Consider the following 12259-nt stretch of genomic DNA (forward strand, 5'->3'; position numbering starts at 1 on the left):
GAGGCCGGGGCCCAGGGCCGGAGGCCGGGGCCCAGAGCCGGAGGCCGGGGCCCAGGGCCGGAGGCCGGGGCCCAGGGCCGGAGGCCGGGGCCCAGGGCCGGAGGCCGGGGCCCAGGGCCGGAGGCCGGGGCCCAGGGCCGGAGGCCGGGGCCCAGAAGCCGGAGGCCGGGGCCCAGGGCCGGAGGCCGGGGACCAGAAGCCGGAGGCCGGGGACCGGGGGCCGGAGGCCGGGGACCGGAGGCCTCAGAAGTCCCCGTCCTCGAGGAACTCCGTGTCCTCGCCCTCCTCCTCCAACGCCTGCCGTACCACGCGCAGGGCCATGCCCTGGGAGTAGCCCTTGCGCGCGAGCATCCCGGCGAGGCGGCGGAGCCGTCTGTCGCGGTCGAGGCCGCGGGTCGAGCGCAGTTTGCGGTCGACTAGTTCGCGGGCGGTCGCCTCCTCACGCTCGGAGTCGAGCTGGGAGACCGCCTCGTCGATCAGCGTGGAGTCGACGCCCTTGGTCCGCAGTTCCTGCGCCAGCGCACGCCGGGCCAGTCCCCGGCCGTGGTGCCGGGATTCCACCCAGGCGTCCGCGAAGGCGCTGTCGTTGATGAGCCCGACCTCCTCGAACCGGGAGAGCACCTCCTCGGCCACGTCGTCCGGGATCTCCCGCTTGCTCAGCGCGTCGGCGAGTTGTTTCCGCGTACGCGGGGTCCCGGTGAGCAGGCGCAGGCAGATCGCCCGTGCCCGCTCAGCCGGGTCCCCTGAAGGCTCCCCCTTCTCGGCCCTCGACGAGGTGAAGGTGCCTTCGTCCTCGGTGGACGGTTCCCCGGAGCCGCGCCGACGGCGTCCACGCTCGCCGCGTGTACCGCCCCGGCCGCCCTCGCCGCTCCGGCCGTCCTCCCCGCCCCGCTGGGCCCGGGCGCCGCCCCACCCACTCCTGCCGTCACGGCGCCGGCCGTCGCCGTCGGTTCCGTCGCTCCTGTGGCGGCGGCCGTCGGCCGGCCGGTCGTCGCCACCCGGGGCGAGGCCGCCGCCGTCCCAACTCCCCGGCTCCCGGGGGATGCCGGGGTGGGCGTCGTACTCGGCCCAGTCCGTTCGTCGTGTCACGGGTCAGCTCTTGGCAGCCGCGGCCTTGGTCTTGGCGGCCTTGGCGGCGGGAGCGGGAACCGTCTTGGCGTCGTCGGCGGCCGTACCCGTGGCAGCCGCGGCGTCCGCGCCCGGCTCGGCGGCGGGCTCCTCCGGGCGCACACCGACGCCCAGCTTCTCCTTGATCTTCTTCTCGATCTCGTTGGCGAGGTCGGGGTTGTCCTTCAGGAAGTTGCGGGCGTTCTCCTTGCCCTGGCCCAGCTGGTCGCCCTCGTACGTGTACCAGGCGCCGGCCTTGCGGACGAAGCCGTGCTCCACGCCCATGTCGATCAGTCCGCCCTCGCGGCTGATGCCCTGGCCGTAGAGGATGTCGAACTCGGCCTGCTTGAAGGGCGGCGCGACCTTGTTCTTGACGACCTTGCAGCGGGTGCGGTTGCCGACCGCCTCCGTGCCGTCCTTCAGCGTCTCGATGCGGCGGATGTCGATGCGCACCGAGGCGTAGAACTTCAGCGCCCGGCCACCGGTCGTGGTCTCGGGGGAGCCGAACATCACACCGATCTTCTCGCGGAGCTGGTTGATGAAGATCGCGGTGGTCTTGGACTGGTTGAGCGCACTGGTGATCTTCCGCAGTGCCTGGCTCATCAGACGGGCCTGCAGACCGACGTGGCTGTCACCCATCTCGCCCTCGATCTCCGCGCGCGGGACGAGCGCGGCGACGGAGTCGATGACGATCAGGTCGAGGGCACCGGAGCGGACCAGCATGTCCACGATCTCCAGGGCCTGCTCGCCGTTGTCGGGCTGGGAGAGGATGAGGTTGTCGATGTCGACGCCGAGCTTGCGCGCGTACTCGGGGTCGAGGGCGTGCTCCGCGTCCACGAACGCGACCTGGCCGCCGGCCTTCTGGGCGTTGGCCACGGCGTGCAGGGTCAGCGTGGTCTTACCGGAGGACTCCGGTCCGTAGATCTCCACGACGCGGCCACGCGGCAGACCGCCGACGCCGAGCGCCACGTCGAGCGCGGTCGACCCGGTGGGGATGACCTCGATGGGCTCCCTGGACCGCTCGCCCATGCGCATGACCGCGCCCTTGCCGAATTGCCGTTCAATCTGTGCGAGTGCGGCGTCCAGGGCCTTCTCGCGGTCGGTTCCTGCCATGGGTTCCACCCGGTTTGCTTGAGTCGATCGCTTCACGTCAAAGACGCTAACGCCTGCCACTGACAATGCGCCCCGACGCCGGTTCGGCCTGTGGATAACTCGGTTGTCTTCCTACCCAAAGCAGGACGAAATCCCCACCGAGAGCCCCGCCGGAACCCCAATAAGAATAGATGTTCGATTTCTGTGTCAAGCGCACCACACGGCACACCGGGCACCGCCCGGACAGGTACGCCCCGCACCTCTCGTCAGCCGGACTCGCGTCCCGGTCCCGCGAAGCGCTCCCTCGACCTCGACCACAGTTGTCGCGCCCGCGTGAGCGGCCCCGGCCCCTCGCCCCGTCTGCGGTGGCCGTGCACCCGGGGGTCGTCCGTGACGTCGTACCGCTTCACGTACGCGCCCAGGAACGCCTGCAGTGTGGCGACCGCGGGGATGGCGATCAGCGCGCCGACCGCGCCGAGGAGGGCTGTGCCGGCGACGACCGAGCCGAAGGCCACGGCGGGGTGGATGTCGACGGTCTTCGAGGTCAGCTTGGGCTGGAGCATGTAGTTCTCGAACTGCTGGTAGACCACGACGAAGATCAGCACCCACACCGCGTACAGCGGACTGACCGTGAAGGCGATCAGCATGGGGAGCGCGCCCGCGAGGTACGTGCCGATGGTCGGGATGAACTGCGACACCACCCCCACCCACACCGCGAGGACCGGCGCGTACGGGATGCCGAGCGCCTCCAGCAGGACGTAGTGGGCCCCTCCGGAGATCAGCGCCATCAGCCCGCGCGAGTACAGGTAGCCGCCGGTCTTGTCGACGGCGATCTCCCACGCGCGCAGCACCTCGGCCTGCCGCGCGGGCGGCAGGACGGAGCACAGCGCGCGGCGCAGCCGGGGTCCGTCGGCGGCGAAGTAGAACGAGAACAGCGCGATCGTCAGCAGCTGGAAGAGACCGCCGAGGACCTGCGTGGACACGTCCAGGACGCCGGCGGCGCTGTTCTGCGCGTACCTCTTCAGCCAGTCCGAGTGGAGCAGGCCCTCCTGGATGTCCACGCGTCTGAGCTCGGTGCGGAACGTCGTGTTGATCCAGTTGATCACGGAGTCGAGGTACTCCGGGAAGCCCTCGATCATCCTGATGATCTGTCCCGCGAGCATCGAGCCGAGCAGCGTGAAGAAGCCCGCGACCACGACCAGCAGGCCGAGGAAGACCAGGAAGGTGGCAAGGCCCCTGCGCATGCCGTGGGCGGCCATCCGGCTCACCGCGGGTTCGATGGCCAGGGCCAGGAAGAACGCGATCAGGACGTTGATCAGCAGGCCTATGACCTGGTGGAAGGCCCAGGTGCCCAGTTGGAACACCCCGACGAGGGCGAGGGCGAGCACCATCGCGCGCGGAAGCCATCGCGGCATGCGCGCGCCCGACGCGGCCACGCCGTCGGCCGCGGGCAGGGCGGGGGGCGTCGTGTCCGACGGGGAGGTGTGCGGGCCGGCCTGCCCGGGCTCGTCAGTGGGTGCCACGGCTCAAGTCTCGCCCACCGCACCGACAATCGGAGAGCCCTCTGCGATCTTCACCGCTGATCAGTGCTTCTCCTGCGGAACGTTCATCACCGCGCACACCACGCGCCACACGTCCTTCGCGTCCCAGCCGGCCGCCAGCGCCTCGTGCACCGTCCGCCCGCCGAGCTCGGCCATCACGTGATCGCGCGCGAAGGTGTCGGCGTAGCCCGTACCGAAGTGCTCCGCCATCCGCTGCCAGAAGACCGTCAACCGCATGACACCAGTATCCCGCCCCCGGGGGTGGCCCCGGCCGGGACCTCCTGCCGACACCGCTTTCCGTCCTACGGTCTGCTCCATGGCCGAAACCGGAGCATCCCCACTCCCCCCGACGCCCCCGGCGCCCACCCCGCTCTTCCGCGCCGAGCACTTCGTCTGGCTCACCGCGCGCGTGCTGGAGCAGCGCCTCTTCGCGCACCACTTCCTGCACGGCGGCGCCGAACCCGCGGAGACCGCACTCGACGCCTACCGCAACGAGGACGGCGGGTACGGCCACGCGCTGGAGCCCGATCTGCGCGGCCCCGTCAGCCAGCCCCTGCACGTGGTGCGCGCCCTGCGCGTCCTGGACTCGCTGGGCCGCTGCGCGGGCCGGCGCGTGGAACAGGTGTGCCGCTACCTCACCGCCGTCTCCAATCCCGACGGCGCGCTCCCGGCGATCCGTCCCAGCCAGCGCGGCTATCCCGCCGCCCCGTTCGTCCCGATCGTGGACGACCCTCCCAGCGAGCTGCTGGCCACCGGTCCGGCGGTGGGCGTCCTGCACCGCAACGAGGTCTGGCACGCCTGGCTCTTCAGGGCCACCGACTTCTGCTGGCAGGCGGTGGACTCCCTGGAGACGTCCCACCCTTACGAGATCCAGGCCGCCGTGGCGTTTCTCGACTCCGCGCCCGACCGCCCGCGCGCGGAGGCGGCCGCCGACCGTCTCGGCCGCCTGGTCCGGGCCCACCGGCTCGCCGTGCTGGACCCGGACCGCCGCGACACGCACCCGGTCCCACCCGGCTACGCCCCCGGCGAACACCACTTCCCGTACGACTACGCCCGCACGCCCGGCTCTCTCGCGCGCGCGTGGTTCACCGACGACGAGATGGAGCGGTCCCTGGACTTCCTCGCCGCCGACCAGCAGGAGGACGGCGGCTGGCCGATCCGCTGGCGCCGCTGGGCACCGGGAACCGCCCTGGAGGCACGTCCCGTCGTGACCATCGAAGCCCTGCGCACCCTGAGGTCGTACGGCCGCCCCATCGGCTGACGCCGGCCCCCCTCCGCATCCGCACCGCGGCCGGCCGGCCCGGCCGCCTCCACCACCTCCACCGCCCGACGTCACCACCGTCCTCCGACGGCCGGCACCCCGGCCGTCGCCCTCCGGCGACCGCCCCGCCCCTCACCCCCGACGGCCCGCACCCCAGCCGCCCTCACCCCCGACGGCCCGCACCCCAACCACCCTCACCCCCAACCGCCCTCACCCCCCGACTGCCCGCACCCCGGCCGTCACCACCACGGCCGCCGCGACGACGAGCAGGAACGGCGCCCGCAGTGCGAGCGCCACGGCGGCCGCGGCGAGCCCCGCCGTCCTCGCGTCCAGCACCAGCGCCTGCCCGTCGGCGAACGTCTGCTGGGCCGTGAGGGCGGCGAGCAGGGCCACGGGCAGCAGGGCGGCGAGCCTCCGCACGAGGGGCCGCTCGAGCACCCCGGCGGGAACGAGCAGCCCGGCGAGCTTGACGGCGTAGCAGCCGAGGGCGGTCGCCACGATCGCGATCCAGATGCTCATCGCCCGTCCTCCTGACGGTTCCGCGTCCGCCCCGTGCGACGGCCCTCGCCCCAGAGGGCGAGCGGTGCGGCGAGCGCGGCCACCAGGACCGGCACACCGCCGGGCAGGACGGGCAGCAGACCGAGTCCCAGCACGACCGCGAGAGCGGCCGCGACCCGGTCGGTGCGGGTCTTCAGCATGGGGGCGAGCAGCGCCAGGAAGACGGCCGGCCCGGCCGCGTCGAGCCCCCAGGCGCCGGTGTCCCCGAGTGCCTCGGCCCCCAGGGCGCCCAGCAGCGTGGTGAGGTTCCACAGCACATAGAGGCTGAGCCCGGTGACCGCGAAGCCGATCCGCGCACCCCGCCGGTCGCGCTGCGCCAGCGAGACGGCCGTCGTCTCGTCGATCACCCACTGGGCGGCGAACGGACGCACCGCGCGCGGAAGGGCCAGCACCTGCGACAGGCGCAGGCCGTAGAACGCGTTGCGCACGCCCAGGAAGAAGGCGCCGGCGGCCGCCGTGAAGGGACTGCCTCCCGCCGCGAGCGCCCCGACGAGCGCGAACTGGGACGCGCCCGTGAACACCAGCAGGCTGAGCGCACAGGTCTGCCACACGGTGAGGCCGCTGCCCGCCGCGGTCACCCCGAAGGCGAACCCGGAGAGGCCGACGGCGACCCCGACGCCGAGGGCGTCCCGTACGACGGCGGCGTCGGGCCTGCCGTACCGGCGGCCGTCGTCGGTGTCCGAGCGAGCTGTCTGTCGTACTGCTTCTGCCTGTTCCGCCACACGTCGGACGGTAGGAGCGGTCACCGCCGCGCGTCTTGTACGTTCTTGCGCTCCCGCTGGTAGGCGCCCGGCGGTACTCCCACGATCCGGGCGAAGTGACGGTTGAGGTGCGGCTGGTCCGTGAACCCCACGGCGAGGGCCGCTTCCGCGGGTGCCCTCCCCGCGTCCAGCAGCCGCCGCGCCCGGCGGACCCGCGCGTCGGTGAGCCAGGTGTGGGGCGGCATCCCGTAGGTGTCGCGGAACGCGCGCAGCAGCGCGAACGGACCGGTCTCCAGCTCCCGCGCGAGCTGCTCCAGCGTCGGCGGGTCGGCCATCCGCTCCTCCAGCACGGCACGCGCGCGTGCGGCGGCCAGACCCCCGGCGGTACGCACCCGCCGAACGGGCAGTGATCCGCCGTTCGACCGCAGCAGCCGCGTCACGGCCACCCGCAGCAGCGTGTCGGCGGCCAGCGCGTTGCCCTCGTCGGCGGCCCGCAGCACCTGGTGCACGAGCTGGACGGCCTGCGGATCGTCGAGCACCGGGCGCACGAAGCCCGGCGTGCCGCGCAGACCGGTCGTCTCGGCGGCGATGCCGGCCACGACCTCCACGGAGGGGTACACGGCCCCGTACCGCCACCCCTCGGGGACCCCGGCCCGTCCGGTGTGCGGCGTATCGGGGTTGACCAGCGCGAGCGCGCCGGCTCCCGCGTACTGATCGGCCCCACCGTGGTGGAAGACCTCCACGCCCTCGGCGATCCCGGCGATCACGAAGTGCTCGTGGGTGTGCCGTACGAAGTTCTTCCGCACGTACCGGGCGCGCAGCAGGTCGACCCCGGGCAGCTCGGCGTACCGCCAGTGCCGCGCCACCTCACCCGATCCCGCCATACCCCCATTCTGCGCACCCTTCCGCGCACCCTTCCGCGCGGCCTCCGTCCGGCCCCGCACGCCCGGCGCTCCCTGCCCCGGCCCGGCCCGGGGTGCCCCCGCCGACACCGGCCCGACACCGGCCCGGCGCGCCGCCCCGCCCCCGCACCCCCGCCCCGGCCCCGTTGTCAGACCCCGGGTGCACGATGGACGCATGGTCAGCAACGCGCACCGAGCCCTGGACGGCTTCTCCCCCGCGACCCGCGCCTGGTTCACGGGGGCGTTCTCCGCGCCCACCGCGGCCCAGGCGGGCGCGTGGCAGGCCCTCCGCGAGGGCTCGGACGTGCTGGTGGTGGCCCCGACCGGCTCCGGCAAGACGCTCGCCGCGTTCCTCGCCGCCCTGGACGAGCTGGCCTCGACGCCCCCGCCGGCCGACCCGAAGAAGCGCTGCCGCGTGCTGTACGTGTCCCCGCTCAAGGCCCTGGCCGTCGACGTGGAGCGCAACCTCCGCAGCCCCCTGACCGGCATCCGCCAGGAAGCCGTGCGCCTGGAGCTGCCCGAGCCCGAGGTCAAGGTCGGCATCCGCTCCGGCGACACCCCCGCCGCCGAGCGCCGGGCCCTGTCCACCCGCCCCCCGGACATCCTGATCACCACCCCGGAGTCCCTGTTCCTGATGCTGACGTCGGCCGCCCGCGACGCGCTGACCGGCATCGAGACGGTGATCCTGGACGAGGTGCACGCCGTGGCCGGCACCAAGCGCGGCGCCCACCTGGCGCTCTCGCTGGAGCGCCTGGACGAGCTCCTGCCGAGGCCGGCCCGCCGCATCGGCCTCTCGGCGACCGTCCGTCCGGTCGACGAGGTGGCCCGCTACCTCTCCCCGCGGCGGAAGGTGGAGATCGTCCAGCCCGAGTCCGGCAAGGAGTTCGACCTCTCGGTCGTCGTCCCGGTCGAGGACCTGGGCGAGCTGGGCGGCTCCCCGGTCGCGGACGGCTCCGAAGGGGCGGAGCGCCCCTCGATCTGGCCGCACGTCGAGGAGCGGATCACCGACCTCGTCCAGGCGCACCGCTCCACGATCGTCTTCGCGAACTCCCGCCGCCTCGCGGAGCGCCTGTGCAACCGCCTCAACGAGATCGCCTACGAGCGGGCCACCGGCGAGCCGCTCGACCAGCACCACGCCCCGGCGGAGCTGATGGGCGGCTCCGGCGCGGCCCAGGGCGCCCCGCCGGTCATCGCACGCGCCCACCACGGCTCGGTCTCCAAGGAGCAGCGCGCGCTGGTGGAGGAGGACCTCAAGGCGGGCCGGCTCCCCGCCGTCGTGGCGACCTCCAGCCTGGAGCTGGGCATCGACATGGGCGCGGTCGACCTCGTCGTCCAGGTCGAGTCCCCGCCCTCCGTGGCCTCGGGCCTCCAGCGCGTCGGCCGGGCCGGCCACCAGGTGGGAGCCGTCTCCACGGGTGTGGTCTTCCCCAAGTACCGCGGCGACCTCGTCCAGGCGGCGGTGGTCACCGAGCGCATGCGCACCGGCGCCATCGAGTCCCTCAGGGTCCCCGCGAACCCGCTGGACGTCCTCGCCCAGCAACTGGTCGCCATGACCGCGATGGACGCCTGGCCGTTCGACGACCTGCTCGCCATGGTCCGGCGTGCCGCGCCCTTCGCCTCGCTGCCGGAATCCGCCTTCACGGCCGTCCTCGACATGCTCGCCGGCCGCTACCCCTCCGACGCCTTCGCGGAACTCCGCCCGCGCGTGGTGTGGGACCGCGTCACGGGCACGATCACCGGCCGCCCGGGGGCGCAGCGGCTCGCGGTGACCTCCGGGGGCACCATCCCCGACCGCGGCCTGTTCGGCGTCTTCCTCGCGGGCGCCGACCCGAAGAAAGGCGGCGGCCGGGTCGGCGAGCTCGACGAGGAGATGGTCTACGAGTCCCGGGTCGGCGACGTCTTCACCCTGGGCACGAGCTCCTGGCGCATCGAGGACATCACCCGCGACCGCGTCCTGGTCTCCCCCGCCCCCGGTGTCCCCGGCCGTCTCCCGTTCTGGAAGGGCGACCAGCTGGGCCGCCCGCTGGAACTGGGCCGCGCGCTGGGCGCCTTCCTGCGCGAGGTCGGCTCCCTGCCCGAGGACGACGCCCGCCTGCGCCTGCTCACCGCCGGACTGGACGCCTGGGCGGCCGACAACGTGCTCTCCTATCTGAGCGAACAGCGCCAGGCCTGCGGCCACGTCCCGGACGACCGCACGATCGTCGTGGAGCGCTTCCGCGACGAACTCGGCGACTGGCGGGTCGTCGTGCACTCCCCCTTCGGCGCCCAGGTCCACGCCCCCTGGGCCCTCGCCCTCGGCGCCCGGCTCTCCGAGCGGTACGGCATGGACGCCCAGGTCATGCACGCCGACGACGGCATCGTGCTGCGCCTGCCGGACGCCGACCTGATGGGTCTGGACCTGCTCGACCAGGAGCCGCTGAAGGCGGGCGCGGAGTACGACGCCTCGCAGGCGCCGGTCGGTGCGGCGGACGTCGTCTTCGACAAGGGCGAGGTCGACCAGGTCGTCACCGACCAGGTGGGCGGCTCCGCCCTGTTCGCGGCCCGCTTCCGCGAGTGTGCCGCCCGCGCCCTGCTGCTGCCGCGCCGCAACCCCGGCAAGCGGACCCCGTTGTGGCAGCAGCGCCAGCGCGCCGCCCAGCTGCTCCAGGTGGCGAGCGAGTTCGGCTCGTTCCCGATCGTCCTGGAGGCGGTCCGCGAGTGCCTCCAGGACGTCTTCGACGTCCCGGGGCTCGTCGAGCTGATGGGCGACCTGGAGTCCCGCAGGGTGCGTCTGGTGGAGGTCACCACCCCGGAGCCGTCCCCCTTCGCCCGCTCCCTGCTGTTCGGCTACGTCGCCCAGTTCCTCTACGAGGGCGACTCCCCGCTCGCCGAGCGCCGTGCGGCAGCCCTCTCCCTGGACTCGCGCCTGCTGGCCGAGCTGCTCGGCCAGGCGGAGCTGCGCGAGCTGCTGGACGCGGAGGTGCTCACCGAACTGGAGCGGGAGCTCCAGTGGCTGACCGAGGACCGCCGGGTGAAGGACGCCGAGGGCGTCGCGGACGTGCTGCGCCTGCTCGGCCCGCTCACCGACGCCGAGCTGGCCGAGCGCGGTGCGGAACCCGGCTGGGCCCGTGAGCTGGCGGCCGCCCGCCGCGCCATCCGGGTCCGGATCGCCGGCGCCGACCACTGGGCGACGATCGAGGACGCGGGCCGGCTGCGCGACGCCCTCGGCACCGCCCTCCCGGTCGGAGTCCCGGAGGCCTTCACCGAGCCGGTGAAGGACCCGCTGGGCGACCTTCTGGCGCGGTACGCCCGCACCCACGGCCCGTTCACGTCGACCACCGCCGCCACCCGCTTCGGCCTGGGCGTCGCGGTCACCGAGGGCGCCCTCCAGCGCCTCGCGGCGGGCGGCCGGGTCGTCCAGGGGGAGTTCCACCCGGCCGGCATCGGCCAGGAGTGGTGCGACGCGACCGTCCTGCGCAGGCTGCGCCGCCGCTCCCTGGCCGCCCTGCGGCACGAACTCGAACCCGTTCCGCCCGCCGCCTTCGCCCAGTTCCTGCCCCAGTGGCAGCACATCGGCAAGGGCCACGCCCTGCGCGGCGTCGACGGCCTGGTGCGCGCGGTCGAGCAGCTCCAGGGCGCGTCCGTGCCGGCCTCCGCCCTGGAGAAGCTCGTCCTGCCGTCCCGCATGACCGACTACGCCCCGGCGATGCTCGACGAACTCACCGCCTCCGGGGAGGTGTTGTGGGCCGGCGCGGGCGCGCTCCCCGGCAAGGACGGCTGGGTCTCCCTGTATCTGGCGGACGCGGCCCCCCTGCTCCTGCCCGCGCCCCATCCGCTGGAGCTGACGGCACTGCACCAGTCCCTCCTGGACGCCCTGGCCGGCGGCTACGGCCTGTTCTTCCGCCAGATCGCCGACCAGGTCCGCGCGACCACGCACCCCGACGCGACCGACCCGCAACTCGCCGACGCCGTCTGGGACCTGGCCTGGTCGGGCCGGCTGACCAACGACACGCTCGCGCCGATGCGCGCCCTGCTGGGTTCGGGCCGCACCGCCGGCTCCACGGCCCACCGCGCCAAGCGCGCGGTCCCGCGCGGGCGCTACGGCTCACTGACGGCCGCCGCGCGGTCGGCGTCCCGCAACGGCCCTCCGACCGTCGCCGGCCGCTGGTCGCTCCTGCCGGCCCACGAACCCGACCCCACCGTCCGCGCCCACGCCGTCGCCCGCGCCCTGCTCGACCGCCACGGCGTGGTGACCCGGGGCGCGGTCTCGGCCGAGGGCATCGAGGGCGGTTTCTCCGCGACGTACCGCGTCCTGTCCGTCTTCGAGGAGAGCGGCCAGGCCCGCCGCGGCTACGTGGTGGAGGGCCTCGGCGCGGCGCAGTTCGCCATGGACGGTGCCGTGGACCGGGTCCGCGCGGTCGCCAACGCCCGCGACCGGGACGAGACGCTGCCCGGCCCGGCCCGGGAGACCGGCGCCCCCGACGACTTCGCCTTCCCCGACACCGCTCCCTCCGACGATCTCGGCTGGGACGTACCCGCACTCGACGGAGCCTTCGACTCCCCGGCGGCCCCCACCGCACCGGGCGGCCGCGTCTCCCCGCGCGACCTCGCCTCCCCCGGCGCCGGCGGTCCCCGCGGCGGCGACGGCTTCCCGTACGCCTCGGGATTCTCCGACCGCCGCCGCCGTACGTCCTCCCCCGCGTCGCGCGCCGTGGTGCTCGCCGCGGCCGATCCCGCGAACGCGTACGGGGCCGCCCTGTCCTGGCCCGAGCCGCCCACCGGCGCCGGACACAAGCCCGGGCGCAAGGCGGGATCCCTGGTGGTGCTCGTGGACGGCGAGCTGACCCTCTACATGGAGCGCGGCGGCAAGACCCTGCTGGCCTGGCCCGCCACCGCGGACGGCGAGGGCGCCGCCGGCGACGACCCGCGCCTGCACGCGGCGGCGGAAGCCCTCGCCGCGGCCGCCCGCGCGGGCTCCCTGGGCACGGTCACCGTGGAACGCGTCAACGGCGCCTCGGCCCTGACCGCCCCGCTGGGCACCCTGCTGGAGGGTGCCGGCTTCATCGCGACGCCCCGCGGCCTCAGGCTGAGAGCCTGACGCCGCGCACAGCCGTGCCC

At 74.3% G+C, this 12259-nt stretch carries 8 protein-coding genes and 1 pseudogene; 2 read left to right on the plus strand and 7 right to left on the minus strand.

The annotated features are described in order from the left end of the window. Window positions 1-243: 243 nt before the first annotated feature. The 4 genes from recX to ACFV9M_RS38505 all read right to left on the minus strand — a co-directional run bounded on the left by recX (window position 244) and on the right by ACFV9M_RS38505 (window position 3977). A complete protein-coding gene (gene recX, locus ACFV9M_RS38490; protein WP_385064546.1) occupies window positions 244-1089 on the minus strand; it encodes a recombination regulator RecX in 846 nt (281 codons plus the stop codon). Window positions 1090-1092: 3 nt separating this feature from the next. After that, window positions 1093-2220 (minus strand): recombinase RecA, encoded by a 1128-nt coding sequence (gene recA, locus ACFV9M_RS38495; protein ID WP_385064544.1) that lies wholly within the window; start codon window positions 2218-2220, stop codon window positions 1093-1095. A 245-nt stretch (window positions 2221-2465) separates the two neighbouring features. Continuing rightward, a complete protein-coding gene (locus ACFV9M_RS38500) occupies window positions 2466-3722 on the minus strand; it encodes an AI-2E family transporter (protein WP_385064542.1) in 1257 nt (418 codons plus the stop codon). Between the two features lie 60 nt (window positions 3723-3782). Next, entirely contained in the window at window positions 3783-3977 is a 195-nt protein-coding gene (locus ACFV9M_RS38505) for a DUF3046 domain-containing protein (protein ID WP_385064540.1), read from the minus strand. A gap of 79 nt (window positions 3978-4056) precedes the next feature. Between ACFV9M_RS38505 and ACFV9M_RS38510 the strand changes: the two genes are divergently transcribed. After that, window positions 4057-5001 carry a hypothetical protein gene (locus ACFV9M_RS38510; protein ID WP_385064538.1) on the plus strand — a complete coding sequence of 315 codons (945 nt, stop codon included), beginning with the start codon at window positions 4057-4059 and terminating at the stop codon, window positions 4999-5001. A gap of 210 nt (window positions 5002-5211) precedes the next feature. Here the strand turns inward: ACFV9M_RS38510 and ACFV9M_RS38515 are convergent, their stop codons facing one another. The 3 genes and pseudogenes from ACFV9M_RS38515 to ACFV9M_RS38525 all read right to left on the minus strand — a co-directional run. After that, window positions 5212-5520, minus strand: a complete 309-nt coding sequence (locus tag ACFV9M_RS38515) for an AzlD domain-containing protein (protein WP_385064535.1) — start codon at window positions 5518-5520, stop codon at window positions 5212-5214. Further along, a complete protein-coding gene (locus tag ACFV9M_RS38520; protein ID WP_385064533.1) occupies window positions 5517-6281 on the minus strand; it encodes an AzlC family ABC transporter permease in 765 nt (254 codons plus the stop codon). The genes ACFV9M_RS38515 and ACFV9M_RS38520 overlap by 4 nt, the downstream gene beginning before the upstream one ends. Window positions 6282-6304: 23 nt before the next feature. Beyond that, window positions 6305-7144: pseudogene (locus ACFV9M_RS38525) on the minus strand (AraC family ligand binding domain-containing protein); the annotation flags it as partial. Window positions 7145-7337: 193 nt separating this feature from the next. Between ACFV9M_RS38525 and ACFV9M_RS38530 the strand changes: the two are divergent. Beyond that, the gene (locus tag ACFV9M_RS38530) at window positions 7338-12239 is read left to right on the plus strand and encodes an ATP-dependent helicase (RefSeq protein WP_385064530.1); all 4902 of its coding nucleotides are present in this window, start codon (window positions 7338-7340) and stop codon (window positions 12237-12239) included. The last annotated feature ends 20 nt before the right edge of the window (window positions 12240-12259 follow it).

The sequence above is a fragment of the Streptomyces sp. NPDC059895 genome, from assembly GCF_042731035.1.
Lineage (GTDB): Bacteria > Actinomycetota > Actinomycetes > Streptomycetales > Streptomycetaceae > Streptomyces.